This window comes from Spirillospora sp. NPDC047279, assembly GCF_040643285.1.
Classification (GTDB): Bacteria; Actinomycetota; Actinomycetes; order Streptosporangiales; family Streptosporangiaceae; genus Spirillospora.
Map to the genome: position 1 here is coordinate 818,004 of NZ_JBEYUA010000001.1, position 14,206 is coordinate 832,209.

A 14,206-nucleotide genomic window follows, 5' to 3' on the forward strand; every position below is an offset into this window, starting at 1 on the left:
CGGTGCTGCTTCAGGGGCGGTGCTGCTTCAGGGGCGGTGCTGCTTCAGGGGCGGTACTGCTTCAGGGGCGGTACCGCTTCAGGGGCGGTAACGGTTCAGCGGCGGTGCAGCTTGTGCGGGGCCGCCTGGACGCGCGGCTGCACGTCGATCCGGTCGATGTTGACGTGCGCGGGACGGGTGACGGCCCAGGCGACGCAGTCGGCGACGTCCTCGGCCACCAGCGGCTCCGGCACGCCCTCGTACGGCTTGTCCGCCTTGCTCTGGTCGCCGCGGAACCGCACCAGCGAGAACTCCTCGGTCTTGACCAGGCCGGGGGCGATCTCGGTGACCCGGACCGGCTCGGCGACCAGTTCGAGCCGCATGACCTCGTTCACGGCGAACGCGGCGTGCTTGGCCGCGTTGTAGCCCGCGCCGCCCTCGTAGTTGGCGTGCGCGGCCAGCGAGGTCATGTTGACCACGTGCCCGGCGCCGGACGCGATCAGCTTGGGCAGCAGCGCCTTGGTGACGCGCAGCAGGCCGAGCACGTTGGTGTCGTACATGGCCTGCCAGTCGGCCGGGTCGGCGCTGGCGACCGGGTCCAGGCCGATGGCGCCGCCGGCGTTGTTGACCAGCACGTGGACGTCCGCCAAGGCCTCGGCGAGCGCGTCCACCGAGGCCTGGTCGGTCACGTCCAGCGTGACCACCGCGACCTTCCCGGCGCCCGGCACCTCCTCGGCGATGTGTTTCGCCAGGTCCTCCATCCGCTCCCGCCGCCGCGCGGCGAGCACGACGTTGAACCCCTCGGCGGCCAGCCTCTTGGCCGTGGCCGCGCCGATCCCGCTGCTTGCTCCGGTGACAACCGCCGTCTTACGCATGCGCCCTAGCGTCCCAGGTCCCCCGGAACGCCCGCGCGAAGGGTCACGAGGACGGTCACGAGGAGGGCGCGGGGCCGGTCACGAGGTCGGAATCGTCAGCGTGGACGGGGCCTTCGCGGTCGAGGTCAGCGTGAACGTCCCGGACCTGCTCATGGACCGGTAGCGGATGTCGGTGGTGTCGACGACGAGCGCGAGCCGGTGACCGGCCGGGACCTTCCAGCTGACCGGCTCCAGGCGCAGGTCGACCGTCCTGGCCTTGCCCGGGGTCGCGTTCCGGAGGGTGAACGGCTTGTGGCTGACCAGCTGCCCCTCGCCGTTCGGCGCGACGTCGTACAGGTAGGCGAAGAACGAGGAGTCCCGGGTGCTCGGGATCACCGTCGTGCGCAGCCGCGGGAACCCGCCGATGGTGGTGGCGCGGCCGTACGGCGCGGTCCGCCACACGGCGCCGTTGCGGGGGTCGACCTGGTCGACGCGGATCTTCCAGTGGATGCCCGCCTGCTGGGCGACGCCGTGGGCGAAGACGATCCCGCTGTCGGCCACGGTCGCGCCGCCCGCCGCGAGGGTGCGGGTGCCGTCGAGGCGGTACGCGGCGGAGCCCCGGGTGACGGCCTTCCAGTTCGGGTAGCCCGTCCAGCCGCCGCCGTTGAGGGCCTTGAGGTTGACCGGCGCCTCGCGCTCGACGCCGTTGCCGACGCCCCGCAGGTAGTGGTCGAACCAGCGGGCCGCCGCCGTCCAGGTGTCGTTGGGCAGGCCGACGGCGCCCAGTCCCTCGGCGGTGGCGTGGTCGCCCGGCTGGAGCATCAGCCGCTTGGGACCGGTGAGCCGCTCGTAGAAGTCGGCGGTCTGGCCGGGCGGGAAGATACTGTCGGCCCACTGGTTGGCCACCAGGATCGCCGGCCGGTTGGCGTTGATCCGGCCGATCCGGTTGATCGCGCCGCGCTCGTCGGCGAGGGGGAGGACGGGCCCGAGCTCGTCGGCGATCCAGGCGTCCTGGAGGCGCTTGAGGTCGGTGCCCAGGCGGCCGGTGATGTTGCCGGCGCCCAGGAGCAGCGCGGCCGACTGGTCGTTGACCGTCTCGTTCGGGTAGAGCGAGGCCTTGAGATCGGTCCAGCCGCTCATCGCGGCGACGGCACGGACGCGCTTGTCGGATCCGGCGGCGAGCAGGCTGATCCCGGCGCCGTAGGAGATCCCGGCGGCGCCGACCCGGGTCTCGTCGGCGTTCGCGTTCCGCACCGCCCAGTCGATCACCCGGCTGACGTCGGCGATGTCCTGGCGGCCCGCGACCTCGATCGTGCCTGCCGAGTCCCAGAAGCCACGGCTGGTGTAGCTCACGACGGTGTAGCCCGACTCCTTGGCCAGCTGCGTGGCGGCGCCCAGGTACTCGGCGTGGAAGAGCGACCAGCTCGCCGGCATCACCAGCAGCGGCGAACGTCCGGTGCCGTGTCCCGTCGGCTTGATCACGAGGGCCTTCAGCGCGGTGCCGCCGTCGCCGGGGATGCTCTCGTAGGTGACGGTCGAACCCTTCTCCGCCGCCGCCGCGGGCGGTACCGCCGTGAGGGCGGCGGCCCACGTCACGCCCGCCGCCAGAGCCGCTCCCGCCATCCCGAGCTTGCGCACGCCGACTCCTCTTTCGCCCAGCTCTATTAGACACAGTGATTAGTAGCGTGGGAAGTAAATACCTACTGACTGGTTAGTAGCAACGTTGTGTGACAGGTGCCACATTTGCCCAGAACGTCACTTCTGCCCCGCATGGACACCGTCTGGTGGGAACACAATTCGCGACCGATAGGTTGCACAACCGGAGGTGGTGTCCGTGTCGGGTCGCATGTCGTCTCGTCTCAACCGGGTCGCGACGATCAGCGTTCACACCTCGCCCCTTGACCAGCCGGGCACCGGCGACGCGGGCGGGATGAACGTCTACGTCGTCGAGGTCGCCAAGCGGCTGGCCGCCCGGGGGATCGAGGTGGACATCTTCACCCGTGCCACGTGCCGGGCACTGCCGCCCGTCGTCGAGCTCGCGCCCGGCGTGCTGGTGCGCAACATCGTGGCCGGCCCGTTCGAGGAGCTCGACAAGACCGAGCTGCCGGGCGAGCTGTGCGGCTTCACCAACGGCGTCCTGCGCACCGAGGCCTCCTACGACCCGGGCCACTACGACCTCCTCCACACCCACTACTGGCTGTCCGGCCAGGCCGGCGACGCCGCCAAGCGGCGCTGGGGCGTACCGCTCGTGCACTCGATGCACACCATGGCCAAGGTCAAGAACGCCGCGCTCGCCGTCGGCGACGCCCCCGAACCCGAGGCGCGGGTGCTCGGCGAGCAGCAGGTCGTCGACTCCGCCGACCAGCTCGTCGCCAACACCGCCAAGGAGGCGCGCGAGCTGGTCGAGCTCTACGGCGCCGACCCCGCGCGCGTCGCCACCGTCAAACCGGGCGTCGACCTGTCGCTGTTCCGTCCCGAGGCCGCGCTCCTGTCGCGCAGCACCGGCCTCCTCCCGCACCGGACCGGCCCCGCCCGCCGCCGCCTCGCCCTGCCACGCGACGCGTACGTGCTGCTCTTCGTCGGCCGCATCCAGCCGCTCAAGGCGCCCGACGTGCTGCTGCACGCCGCCGCCCGGATGCTCGACGACGATCCTTCGCTGCGCTCCAAGCTCGTCGTCGCCGTCGTCGGCGGCCCCAGCGGCAGCGGCCGGTCGCGGCCCGAGGGGCTCCAGGCCCTGGCCGCCGAGCTGGGCATCGCCGACGTCGTGCGGTTCGAGCCGCCCTGCCCGCAGCAGGAGCTCGCCGACTGGTACCGCGCCGCCGACGTCACCGTCGTGCCCTCGCACAACGAGTCGTTCGGGCTCGTCGCCGTCGAGTCACAGGCCTGCGGCACCCCGGTCGTCGCCGCGGCCGTCGGCGGGCTCTGCACGGCCGTGAAGGACGGCGAGTCCGGCGTCCTCATCGACGGCCACGAGCCGGCCGACTACGCCCGCGTCCTGCGCCGCCTGCACGCCGAGCCCGGCCTGCACGCCCGCCTCGCCCGCGGCGCGGTGCGACACGCGCAGTCGCTCGGCTGGGACACCACGGTCGACCGGCTCGTCGAGGTGTATACAGGCGCCTTGACCACGTTCACGCCCAGCCGCACGCACCGCCTTCCCGCCGCCGCGGGCGGCGACGTGTCGGTGTTCTCGACCACGCCAGCCGCCGAGGTGTCCGCATGAGCAGTGCCCATGGTCGCGGAGACGTCCCCGACCCCGTCGTCGTGATCGAGGAGACGCTCAAGGCGTCCGAGCTCGACTACGAGGTGCCCAAGCCCGGCGCGTTCTTCGTCAAGCTGCCCGGCCAGCACAAGCTCGCCACCATGACCTGGCTGATCGTGGGCGACCACAGCCTGCACGTCGAGGCGTTCTTCTGCCGGCGGCCGGACGAGAACCACGCCGACTTCTACCGGTTCCTGCTGGAGAAGAACGGGCGGATGTACGGGATGGGCTTCGCCCTCGACGAGATCGGCGACGTCTACATCGTCGGCAAGCTCCCGCTGGGCGGGGTGACCCCCGACGAGATCGACCGCGTCCTCGGCTGCGTCCTCACCTACAGCGACGACAACTTCGACAAGGCCCTCGAACGCGGATTCAAGACGTCCATCCAGCGCGAGTGGGACTGGCGGGTCAAGCGCGGCGAGAGCCTCGCCAACCTCCAGGCGTTCGCCTCGTTCGCCGACCCCGACCGCCGCTGAGGGCCGCCGAAAGCGGCCGGGAGCCGCCGCCGGGAGCCGCCGCGAAGGCCGCCGGGCCCGCCGGCGCCCGCTTACGCCGCGTTCACGGCTCCCCGATAAGCTCTGGCCCATGGCGACCCTGGTATTGCTCCGACATGGCGAAAGTGTGTGGAACGCGGAGGGCCTGTTCACCGGCTGGGTGGACGTGGACCTGTCCGCCAAGGGCGAGCAGGAGGCCACCAAGGGTGGCGACCTGCTGCTCGACAACGACCTCACCCCGGACGTCGTCCACACCTCGCTGCTGAAGCGGGCGATCCGTACCGCCAACATCGCGCTGGACGTCGCCGACCTGCTGTGGATCCCGGTCCGCCGGTCCTGGCGGCTCAACGAGCGGCACTACGGCGCGCTCCAGGGCAAGAACAAGGCGCAGACGCGCGAGGAGTTCGGCGAGGCGCAGTTCAAGATCTGGCGCCGCTCGTACGACACCCCGCCGCCGCCGATCAAGGACAACGATCCGCTGTCGCAGGTCAACGACCTGCGCTACGCGCCGCTGCCGTCCGAGCTGATCCCGCGCACCGAGTGCCTGGCCGACGTCGTCGACCGGCTGCTGCCGTACTGGTACGACGCCATCGTGCCCGACCTGGCCGGCGGCAAGACCGTGCTGGTCGCCGCGCACGGCAACTCGCTGCGCGCCATGGTCAAGCACCTGGACGACGTCTCCGACGAGGAGATCACCGACCTCAACATCCCCACCGGCATCCCGCTGGTGTACGAGCTGGACGACGACTTCGCGCCGCTCAAGCGCGGCGGCGAGTACCTCGACCCGGAGGCCGCCAAGGCCGCCATCGAGGCCGTCAAGAACCAGGGTGCGGGCGCCGGCCGCCCCGCCCCCGGCCCCAAGGTCCCGCCGCCCCCCGGGCAGGGCGCCCCCGTCCCGCCCGTTCCGCCGGGCCAGCCCACCGGCGGCCGCCGGGGCAGGAAGCAGCGCAAGAAGTAGCCTCCGGGCACATGAGGACATGAGGACATGAGGAGAGGGGCGCCCTCCCGCTTCGGCGGGGGCGCCCCTCTCCGTGTGGGTGATGGCCTTCGGGCTACTCGGGAGCGTCGATGATCTCCTGGGGGCGCTGGCCGGTCACCATGTAGACCACGTCCTCGGCGACGTGCACCGCGTGGTCGGCGAACCGCTCGAAGTAGCGGCCGCACAGGGTGATGTCGACGGCGGGCTCGACGCCCTCGGTCCACTTGGGCGACAGCAGGATGTCGAACAGCTTGCGGTGCAGCTGGTCCATGCGGTCGTCGTCGGCGTCCAGCTCCAGGCCCATCTCGACGTCCTGGGACGCGATCACGCTGCCGGTCTTGGCGATCATGCGTTCCGCGATCTGGCCCATCTCCAGCATCGTCGCCTGGAGCACCGGCGGCACCGCCGACTCGGGGTGGCGCCGCCGCGCGGTCTTGGCGACGTGCACCGCCAGGTCGCCCATGCGCTCCAGGTCGCCGCTCATGCGCAACGAGGTGATCAGAGTACGCAGATCGCCCGCCACCGGCTGCTGGCGCGCCATCAGGTCGAAGACGATCTCCTCGATCTCCGCGTCGATCTTGTTGACGTGCTCGTCGCTGCTGATGACCTCCTCGGAGAGCCGCAGGTCGGCGTCCAGAAGAGCGGTCACCGCGCGGGCCATGGCGGACCGGACGAGCCGGGTCATCTCCACCAGCTTGTCGGAGAGGGAGTCGAGCTCCTCGTGGTAGGCGTCGCGCATTCAACTTCCTTGGTGCGGTCGGGGTCACGATGTGGTCAGGGTGGCGGACCGTGCGGGGGCGCCGGACGTACTCGTCCACGCCACAGCCTGCCTGACCTGCATGAACGACCCGGTAGGGAAAGGTGAACTTTGGGCTAACGAGACCGTGTTGTATCACCCCATGGTGCAGGAACGCCCCGAACGGCACTTACGATCCGAGGTGTGGAGGTCGAGATTGTCGCAGGCCTGACCGGGCTTGCCGGGCTCGCGATCGGGCTCGCTACGGGATTGGCGGTACGCGTGAGCGAGCGAGCCCAGCAGGCCACGGCCCCGGCCGCGCCCCAGAGCGGGCTGCCGCCGGGCGTCGCGTCGGTGCTGAGCGTCCTGCGTTCCTCGGCCGTCGTGGTCGACGGCGAGGACCGGGTGCTGCGCGCCAGCTCCGCCGCGCGCGCGTTCGGGCTCGTGAGCGGTGACCGGCTGGTGATCGACGAGCTCCTGGCCATGGCCCGGCTGGCCCGCCGCGACGGCGAGATCCGCGAGACCGAGGTGCAGGTCGGCTCGTCCAAGGGCCGCAACCGGGCCGAGGGGCGGTGGTTCGCGGTCCGCGTGGCCCCGCTCGGCTCCCACGGCCTCGTCCTCGTCCTGGCCGAGGACCTCACCGAGATGCGCCGCGTCGAGGCCATCCGCCGCGACTTCGTCGCCAACGTCAGCCACGAGCTCAAGACCCCGGTCGGCGCGCTGTCCCTGCTCGCCGAGACCGTCGAGAACGCCGCCGACGACCCCGAGGCCGTGCGCCGCTTCGCCGGCCGCATGCAGCACGAGTCCGTCCGGCTGACCAACCTCGTCCAGGACCTCATGACGTTGTCGCGCATCCAGGGCGACGAACCGCTGCCGGAGCTGCACGCGGTCGCCCTCGACGAAGTGATCATCGAGGCGCTGGACCGCTGCCAGATCAAGGCGAACGCCAAGAACATCGACCTCACCACCGGCGGCCAGGACGGCCTCAAGGTCCGCGGCGACGAGGAACTGCTGGTCACCGCGATCCGCAACCTGATCGACAACGCCGTCGCCTACAGCCCGGAGAACACCCGCGTCGTCGTCGCCACCCGGCAGTGCGACGACCTTCACGTCGAGATCAACGTGACCGACCAGGGCATCGGGATACCGGACGTCGACCTGGAGCGCATCTTCGAACGGTTCTACCGGGTCGACCCGGCCCGTTCCCGCCAGACGGGCGGCACCGGCCTCGGGCTGGCCATCGTCAAGCACGTCACCACCAAGCACGGCGGCGAGGTGACGGTCTGGAGCAAGGAGGGCTCCGGATCCACGTTCACCATCCGCCTGCCCCTCCTCAACGCGTCCCCCCGCCCTCCTGCGGCCACCGAGCGGGCCAACGAAGCCGCCGCCGACCAGCCGAGACCCCCAGACGGCGACGCCTCGATCGTCTATCCGACCCCACCTACCCCGTGAAGGGCCGAACAAGAATGACGGCCAACGGCCCGGCCAAGGAACCCGCCCGGGAGGCAACACCGTGACCCGTGTGCTCGTCGTCGAGGACGAAGAGTCGTTCAGCGACGCACTTTCGTACAACCTGCGCAAGGAGGGGTTCGAGGTCGCCGTCGCGGCCACCGGCCCCGACGCGCTGGACATCTTCGAGCGCAACGGTGCCGACCTCGTGCTGCTCGACCTGATGTTGCCCGGCCTGCCCGGCACCGAGGTGTGCCGCGAGCTCCGCGCCAAGTCCAACGTCCCCGTGATCATGCTGACCGCCAAGGACAGCGAGGTCGACAAGGTCGTCGGGCTCGAGCTGGGCGCCGACGACTACGTCACCAAGCCCTTCTCCACCCGCGAGCTGATCGCCCGCATGCGCGCCGTCCTCCGCCGCCAGGGCGAGGTCGAGGAGCTGGCCCCCGCCACGCTCGAGGCCGGCCCGGTCCGCATGGACGTCGAACGCCACGTCGTCAGCGTCAACGGCGAGACCGTCCAGCTCCCGCTCAAGGAGTTCGAGCTCCTGGAGGTCCTCCTCCGCAACGCGGGCCGCGTCCTCACCCGCATGCAGCTCATCGACCGCGTCTGGGGCGCCGACTACGTGGGCGACACCAAGACCCTCGACGTGCACATCAAGCGCCTCCGCGCCAAGATCGAGACCGCCCCCTCGACGCCGCGCTACATCGTCACCGTCCGGGGCCTCGGCTACAAGTTCGAGCCTTAACCCGCCCGCCCGCCCGCCCGCGGCGCGTCGCTACGGGCGTTCGGTGAACGTGTGAACGTTGCGAACGGCCCACCTTCCGTGTGGAGGGTGGGCCGTTCGACGTGGTGTGAACGGGGGAGTCCGTCAGCCGTGGGCCGCGGGGCTCTCGCTCGTCGCGGGGGCCGTGGTCTCGTGGCCGCCGCCCTGGGTGGGCGTGCCCTGCTCGCTCCCGCCGTGTCCCGCGCCACCGCCGGTGGGCGTGGCCGACGGGCTGGTGGCGGCGCCGGGCACCGGAACGCCGGCGGAGACCGCCACGTACTCGGTGAACTCGCCCTGCTGCGGGATGACGGGCACGGAGAGCTCGATCGAGCCCGCCTTCTCGAACTGCAGCGTCACCTTGATGGTCTCGCCGCCGCGCAGCTCGCCGGTCAGCCCGGTCAGGACCACCAGCGGGCCCTTGCCGGTCGGCGAGACGGGCGTCTCGGCGGCCGGGGGCGTCGTGGTGGCGGAGGCGCCGGGGCTCGCGGACGCGGTCGCGCCCGGGCTCTCAGGGGCGGCCGGGCTCTCGGAGGCGGCCGGGCTCTCGGGCGTCGCCGTGCTCTCGGGGGAGGCCGTCGCGCCGGGAGACGGGGTCTCGGTCGGCTTGGCGGCGCCGCCGGACGGCTTGGCGGGCTTCGGGGTCGGCGTCGCGGCGGCGGAGGCCGGGCCGAGCAGGTTGACGACGCTGCCGACGCCGTCCTGCGAGGCGGCCGGGAGCGTCAGGGCGCCGCCGGAGACGCGGGCCTGCGCGAAGTTGGGCGAGCTCACCGCCACCAGCCGGTCCGGGGCCTTGACCTGGTTGATCAGCACGCCGTAGAGCGGCAGCGAGCTGCCCTGCGGGAACGCCTTGTCGGCCTGCGGGCCGAGCAGGAACATGTTGCGGATGTCGATCTTCGACACCTTGTCGCCCTGGGGCACCGACGCGTTGATGGCCTCGGTCAGCTGGGTGGGGGCGGCGGATTGAGGGGTCTCGCCGGCGCCGCAGCCGGTGATCACCGGCGCGATGGCGACGGCGCCCGCGATGGCGAGCGCGACCACTCGACGGCTGTTACGGATCACGGCGTCGATCTCCTCGAGGGGTGTCAGTCCAGGGGTCCGCGGAAGGGACCACATCAAGGGGCGGCGCGAAGGCGCCAGAGGAGAGCGTAGCGAGACCGGGTGGGTGATCCGGCCCCGGGGGTGGTTTTGCGGGCCGCCACGAGGTATGGAGGGCCCGCCCCGGGACGTTCCACCGCGGAGTGTGACAGGTGACCGGGGTGGCGAGCGTGAAGGAGCCGGCGACCGGGTGTTCAGGAGCCGGAGTGGTGGGGGCGTCCGGGGAAGGGGAGCGAGGGGGGCGTTCGGGAAGGGAGCGGCGGGGCGGAAGGGGAGCGACGGGGCGGAAGGGGAGCGGCGGGGCGTTCAGGAGTGGGTGGAGGAGGGGACGGGGAGCGACGCGGCGTTCAGGGCCTTGATCTTCTCGGAGAGCTCCCTGCCGGGCCGCGGGTCGCTGACGATGTCGGCGAGCAGGCCGTCGGGGCGGATGAGGAGGGTGGTGGCCTTGCCCGCGTCGCGCGTGTACATGTCGGCCAGCCGGCCCTGCTCGTCCTCCAGGAGGGTCACCTGGCCGCCGTGGGCGGCGCCGCCGAGGGCGCGCAGCCGCCTGAGCGCGGCATCGCGGGAGGCGGGGGCGTCGCGGCGGTCGAGCGTGAGCCAGAAGCTCAGGTTGTACTGCCTGGTCCGGGTGGCGAGCTCGTCGATGAGCCGGTCGCACGCGCACTGGGACGGGACGATGGCCAGCACGCCGGACCGGAGGTCGGCGAGCCGCCTGCGTTCGGCCTTGCCGTTCACGATCGCGACGTCGCCGGACGGCAGCGGCCCTCCGGGGCGGCCGGGCGGCACCGTGGACGTGGGATCGGCGAGCGAGGCGGTCGGGCGGGGCGCGGGCCGGGGGCCGAACGCCGTCATGAGGGCACCGCTGAGCAGGGCGATGAGCAGCGCGCCCGCGATGATCGGCACCGCCACGCCGAACCGGCTGAACGGGGAGAGGAGGCGGCGGAACCGTGCGCGGCGGCGGCGCTGGCGTTCCTCGCGGCGATAGGCCAGAACCTCTCGTTCTAGCTCACGGGCGTCGTCCGGCACCACCACGTCGACGCGTGGCAGGCCATAGTCGTCTGGCTCGGGGTCGCCGTCTGGCCTCACGCCGCACCTCACTATCTTGAGTTCTGCCGAGCCTCGCCCGTCACCCCTCCGCCGCGCCCGGGGTGACCTTTTCGGCCCTTCCGGGCGCTTCGTACCCACCCGGCCCGGCATGTTCACCTTCCAGTATGAGCCGCTTCGCGGCCAGTGGCAGGGGGTTGTTCGGAGGGAGTGCGATCCGCCCGGCCTGGGGCCGTGTGGGCCGGGTTGTGAGTTCGCCGCGGGCATGTTCCAACCCCGGAACAGGGGTGGAATGCACCATTAAGGAGCTTTGTCAAGACCCCAATTAGGGTGTTGACCTGGGCATTTGTCCATAAGGTCGGTGCAGCCACCGTCGGGTCCGTGCTACCCTTGTTCTAGCGGAAGGGGTACTTGTCACATGACTTTCCAGGTCGGCGACACCGTCGTCTACCCCCACCATGGGGCTGCTCGGATCGAGGCCATCGAGACTCGCACCATCAAGGGTGAGGAAAGGACCTACCTGGTCCTGAAGGTCGACAAGGGCGACCTGACAGTTCAGGTCCCGGTCGAGAACGTCGAGGACGTGGGCGTCCGTGACGTCGTCGGCCAGGAGGGCCTGGAGAAGGTGTTCGAGGTGCTTCGCGCACCCTACACCGAAGAGCCGACCAACTGGTCTCGGCGCTACAAGGCAAACCTGGAGAAGCTCGCTTCTGGCGACGTCAACAAGGTCGCGGAGGTCGTGCGCGACCTGTGGCGGCGCGACAAGGAGCGCGGCCTGTCCGCGGGCGAGAAGCGCATGCTGGCCAAGGCCAGGCAGATTCTCGTCAGCGAGCTCGCCCTGGCCGAGAAGACCAACGAGGACAAGGCGGAAGCCCTCCTCGACGAGGTCCTCGCGTCCTGAGCGGTGAACGAACGATTTCCACGGGTGGGCGTCGGAACCGACGTCCACCCGTTCGCTTCTGACGACGCCCCTCCCCGCCCCCTCTGGGTGGCCGGTCTCGAATGGCCGGGACAGGGGCTCGACGGTCACTCCGACGGCGACGTCGCGGCGCACGCCGCCTGCGACGCCCTCCTGTCGGCCGCCGGCCTCGGTGATCTCGGCGCCGTCTTCGGCACCGCCGACCCCCGCTGGTCCGGCGCCTCGGGCGTCACGCTCCTGCGCGAGGTCGCCCGCCGTGTCCACGAGGCGGGCTTCGCCGTCGGCAACGTCGCGGTCCAGGTGATCGGCAACCGCCCGCACATCAGCAAGCGGCGCACCGAGGCCGAGAAGGCCCTCAGCGAGGCGCTCGACGGCGCCCTCGTATCAATCTCCGGCACGACGACCGACGGCCTGGGCCTGACCGGCCGCGGCGAGGGCATCGCCGCCATAGCCACCGCCATGATCTTCCCTCGCACCTGATATCCACAACCTGTGGACATCGCCCACCAGATCGTCACGGGTTGGCGGGCAGGACCGTTCCGCTGAGATCCCCGAAGCCGATGCGGCCGCCACCGGTGCCCGGCGCGGTCGCACGCAGGGTCACGGTGTCGCCGTCCTCGAGGAAGAGCCTCTTGGAGCCGTCGGGCAGCTCGAGGTGCTCCGCGCCGTTCCAGGTGAGCTCCAGCAGGCAGCCGCGCTGATCCCGTTCGGGGCCGGAGACCGTTCCCGAGGCGAAGAGGTCGCCGGTGCGCAGCGGAGCGCCGTTCACGGTGGCGTGCGCGAGCTGCTGCGGCGGCGTCCAGTACATGGAGGCGAACGACGGGCGCGCGACCACCTGGCCGTTGATCAGGATCTCCAGCGCGAGATCCAGCCCCCACGGCTCGTCCACCTGGAGGTACGGCAGCGGGGCGGGGTCCTGGACGGGCTGCGGGACGCGCGCCGCCTCCAGCGCGGCCAGCGGGACCACCCACGGCGAGATCGAGGTCGCGAACGACTTGCCGAGAAACGGGCCGAGCGGCTGCGACTCCCAGAACTGGATGTCCCGCGCGCTCCAGTCGTTCACCAGGACGAAGCCGAAGACGTGGTCGGCGAAACCGGCCGTGGGCACCCGGCTGCCCGCCGCGGAGGGGACTCCCGCCACGAATCCCACCTCGGCCTCGAAGTCCAGCTTCAGGCTCGGCCCGTACGACGGCTCCTGATCGCGCGAGGCGCGCCGCTGGCCGCAGGGCCGGACGATCGGGGTCCCCGAGGGATAGATCGTCCCTGAGCGGCCGTGGTAGGCGACCGGAAGGTGCTTCCAGTTGGGCGACAGCGGTTCGCCCTGCGGCCGGAAGATGCGTCCGGCGTTGGTGGCGTGGTCGAGGGACGAGTAGAAGTCGACGAAGTCGGCGACCTCGATGGGCCGCAGCAGCTCGACGTCGGTGAGGGGGATCAGATGCGGCTCGACCGAGGCCCGGTGCCGCTCGTCGGTGAGGAGCTCGATGAGCCGCGCCCGGTTGGCCTGCCAGGCCGCCCGCCCAGCGATCATGAACCCGTTGAGGGACCCGGCGGCGAACCACCGGCGGTCGTCGACCAGGCCGGCGGCCGAGAGCCCGGCGAGGTCCAGCACGTGAGCGCCGATGGCCACCCCCACACGGGGCAGCTCACCCGGCCGGGAGAAGACCCCGTACGGCAGGTTGTCGACACCGAAGCCGTCGTCGTCGTTGACCTCGACCCACGAAACCGTCGTCATGGGGTCCTATGTTCCCCGTTCATCCCGGTTGGACCAGCCCCAGATCGGCGAGATCCGCGCGCGGCGCGTCGATGTCGCACGTCCCGATCGAGGTCAGGAACCTCCGTACGCGCTCGACCTCGGTGGTCGCGCGCGCGAGCCCGGCCAGCCGCCCGGCATCAGTGCTCTCGAGAATCTCCAGAACAGCCCCTGCGCGGCCGTCCGCCGCCCGCGCCACCGCCGCCAGCACATTGAGGAAACCGTGATGGACGAGCCCGGTCGCCGCGTCCGTATGACGCACGGCGTGGTGCAGACCGGCGGTGCACTTGAACGGCAGGTCGCGTTCGACACACGCCACGATGAAGTCGGCGAGCTCCGAAGGCGCCGGGAACGTGTCAGCCGCGAGACCGCCCGTACGCAGCTTGGCGCCGAGCGGGACACCGTGCGCCCGCGCCGCGGCCAGCCGATCGAGGATGTCCCGCCTCCCCGGCGCCCGCCGCACCTCGATGAACGTCGGGACCTCGGCGGTGAGCCGCCCGATCGTCACCGCCGCCGCACGGGCCTGGTCGGCCTCCTCCGGAAGCGCGATCTCCACGGCCGCCAGCCGCACGCGCGGCTCGGCGTGGACCGCGTCCAGCGCCTTGGGCAGCTCCTCGACGCCCGTGTCGGCGATGAGCCCGAGATCGAACAGGTCCTCCGGGATCAGATGCGTCCGCAACTCGGCAATGCGCGAGGCCGGACAGAGGAAACGCCCCACATGGGGCCCTTCCGCCGTCGCGGTGGTGGCGGCGCGGTAGGCCGGCAGCGCGTCCTCCAGGGACATGCCGGCCGGCGGGAAGAGCGCAGCATCATCAAAGAGCCGGGTGAAGAGGCCCATGCCCGCTCTCTACCCCCAACCCCCGCCCTGACGCGTGACCCCCAAGC

At 71.5% G+C, this 14,206-nt stretch carries 14 protein-coding genes; 7 read left to right on the forward strand and 7 right to left on the reverse strand.

Annotation, left to right across the window (positions count from 1 at the left end):
- Positions 1–95 precede the first annotated feature (95 nt).
- Positions 96–854 carry an SDR family NAD(P)-dependent oxidoreductase gene (locus ABZ810_RS03975; RefSeq protein ID WP_358398848.1) on the reverse strand — a complete coding sequence of 253 codons (759 nt, stop codon included), beginning with the start codon at positions 852–854 and terminating at the stop codon, positions 96–98.
- A 78-nt stretch (positions 855–932) separates the two neighbouring features.
- The gene (locus tag ABZ810_RS03980; RefSeq protein WP_358398850.1) at positions 933–2,471 is read right to left on the reverse strand and encodes a CocE/NonD family hydrolase; all 1,539 of its coding nucleotides are present in this window, start codon (positions 2,469–2,471) and stop codon (positions 933–935) included.
- 208 nt (positions 2,472–2,679) lie between these two features.
- Here ABZ810_RS03980 and mshA point away from each other — a divergent pair, with 208 nt between their 5' ends.
- From mshA to ABZ810_RS03995, 3 genes are all read left to right on the forward strand, one after another.
- The gene (gene mshA / locus ABZ810_RS03985; RefSeq protein WP_358398971.1) at positions 2,680–4,053 is read left to right on the forward strand and encodes a D-inositol-3-phosphate glycosyltransferase; all 1,374 of its coding nucleotides are present in this window, start codon (positions 2,680–2,682) and stop codon (positions 4,051–4,053) included.
- A complete protein-coding gene (locus ABZ810_RS03990) occupies positions 4,050–4,568 on the forward strand; it encodes a YbjN domain-containing protein (RefSeq protein WP_358398853.1) in 519 nt (172 codons plus the stop codon). The genes mshA and ABZ810_RS03990 overlap by 4 nt, the downstream gene beginning before the upstream one ends.
- Before the next feature lie 109 nt (positions 4,569–4,677).
- Positions 4,678–5,544, forward strand: coding sequence for a phosphoglyceromutase (locus tag ABZ810_RS03995; protein ID WP_358398855.1), 867 nt, complete (start codon positions 4,678–4,680; stop codon positions 5,542–5,544).
- Positions 5,545–5,638: 94 nt separating this feature from the next.
- Here ABZ810_RS03995 and phoU read toward each other — a convergent pair whose 3' ends face one another.
- Positions 5,639–6,304, reverse strand: a complete 666-nt coding sequence (gene phoU / locus ABZ810_RS04000) for a phosphate signaling complex protein PhoU (protein ID WP_358398858.1) — start codon at positions 6,302–6,304, stop codon at positions 5,639–5,641.
- A gap of 201 nt (positions 6,305–6,505) precedes the next feature.
- On the opposite strand from phoU, the gene ABZ810_RS04005 reads away from it, so the two are divergent.
- Together ABZ810_RS04005 and ABZ810_RS04010 are read left to right on the forward strand one after the other, a co-directional pair.
- Entirely contained in the window at positions 6,506–7,753 is a 1,248-nt protein-coding gene (locus ABZ810_RS04005; RefSeq protein WP_358398861.1) for an ATP-binding protein, read from the forward strand.
- Between the two features lie 61 nt (positions 7,754–7,814).
- The gene (locus tag ABZ810_RS04010; protein WP_358398863.1) at positions 7,815–8,495 is read left to right on the forward strand and encodes a response regulator transcription factor; all 681 of its coding nucleotides are present in this window, start codon (positions 7,815–7,817) and stop codon (positions 8,493–8,495) included.
- Positions 8,496–8,618: 123 nt separating this feature from the next.
- Here ABZ810_RS04010 and ABZ810_RS04015 read toward each other — a convergent pair whose 3' ends face one another.
- Positions 8,619–9,572 carry a hypothetical protein gene (locus ABZ810_RS04015; protein ID WP_358398865.1) on the reverse strand — a complete coding sequence of 318 codons (954 nt, stop codon included), beginning with the start codon at positions 9,570–9,572 and terminating at the stop codon, positions 8,619–8,621.
- Positions 9,573–9,914: 342 nt separating this feature from the next.
- Entirely contained in the window at positions 9,915–10,694 is a 780-nt protein-coding gene (locus ABZ810_RS04020; RefSeq protein WP_358398867.1) for a hypothetical protein, read from the reverse strand.
- A 376-nt stretch (positions 10,695–11,070) separates the two neighbouring features.
- Between ABZ810_RS04020 and ABZ810_RS04025 the strand changes: the two genes are divergently transcribed.
- Together ABZ810_RS04025 and ispF are read left to right on the forward strand one after the other, a co-directional pair.
- Positions 11,071–11,553, forward strand: coding sequence for a CarD family transcriptional regulator (locus tag ABZ810_RS04025; protein WP_026414839.1), 483 nt, complete (start codon positions 11,071–11,073; stop codon positions 11,551–11,553).
- 24 nt (positions 11,554–11,577) lie between these two features.
- Entirely contained in the window at positions 11,578–12,051 is a 474-nt protein-coding gene (gene ispF, locus ABZ810_RS04030; protein ID WP_358398870.1) for a 2-C-methyl-D-erythritol 2,4-cyclodiphosphate synthase, read from the forward strand.
- 34 nt (positions 12,052–12,085) lie between these two features.
- On the opposite strand, the gene fahA is transcribed toward ispF, so the two are convergent.
- Positions 12,086–13,303, reverse strand: a complete 1,218-nt coding sequence (gene fahA / locus ABZ810_RS04035) for a fumarylacetoacetase (RefSeq protein ID WP_358398872.1) — start codon at positions 13,301–13,303, stop codon at positions 12,086–12,088.
- Between the two features lie 19 nt (positions 13,304–13,322).
- Positions 13,323–14,159: a hypothetical protein gene (locus tag ABZ810_RS04040; RefSeq protein WP_358398875.1), complete on the reverse strand. Its 837-nt coding sequence runs from the start codon at positions 14,157–14,159 to the stop codon at positions 13,323–13,325.
- Between the last annotated feature and the right edge of the window lie 47 nt (positions 14,160–14,206).

Excerpts from the sequence above, each read along its gene's own strand:
- ABZ810_RS03975 (WP_358398848.1), bottom strand. The coding sequence starts at position 854 with ATGCGTAAGACGGCGGTTGTCACCGGAGCAAGCAGCGGGATCGGCGCG.
- mshA (WP_358398971.1), top strand. The coding sequence starts at position 2,680 with ATGTCGTCTCGTCTCAACCGGGTCGCGACGATCAGCGTTCACACCTCG.
- ABZ810_RS03990 (WP_358398853.1), top strand. The coding sequence starts at position 4,050 with ATGAGCAGTGCCCATGGTCGCGGAGACGTCCCCGACCCCGTCGTCGTG.
- ABZ810_RS03995 (WP_358398855.1), top strand. The coding sequence starts at position 4,678 with ATGGCGACCCTGGTATTGCTCCGACATGGCGAAAGTGTGTGGAACGCG.
- phoU (WP_358398858.1), bottom strand. The coding sequence starts at position 6,304 with ATGCGCGACGCCTACCACGAGGAGCTCGACTCCCTCTCCGACAAGCTG.
- ABZ810_RS04025 (WP_026414839.1), top strand. The coding sequence starts at position 11,071 with ATGACTTTCCAGGTCGGCGACACCGTCGTCTACCCCCACCATGGGGCT.
- fahA (WP_358398872.1), bottom strand. The coding sequence starts at position 13,303 with ATGACGACGGTTTCGTGGGTCGAGGTCAACGACGACGACGGCTTCGGT.
- ABZ810_RS04040 (WP_358398875.1), bottom strand. The coding sequence starts at position 14,159 with ATGGGCCTCTTCACCCGGCTCTTTGATGATGCTGCGCTCTTCCCGCCG.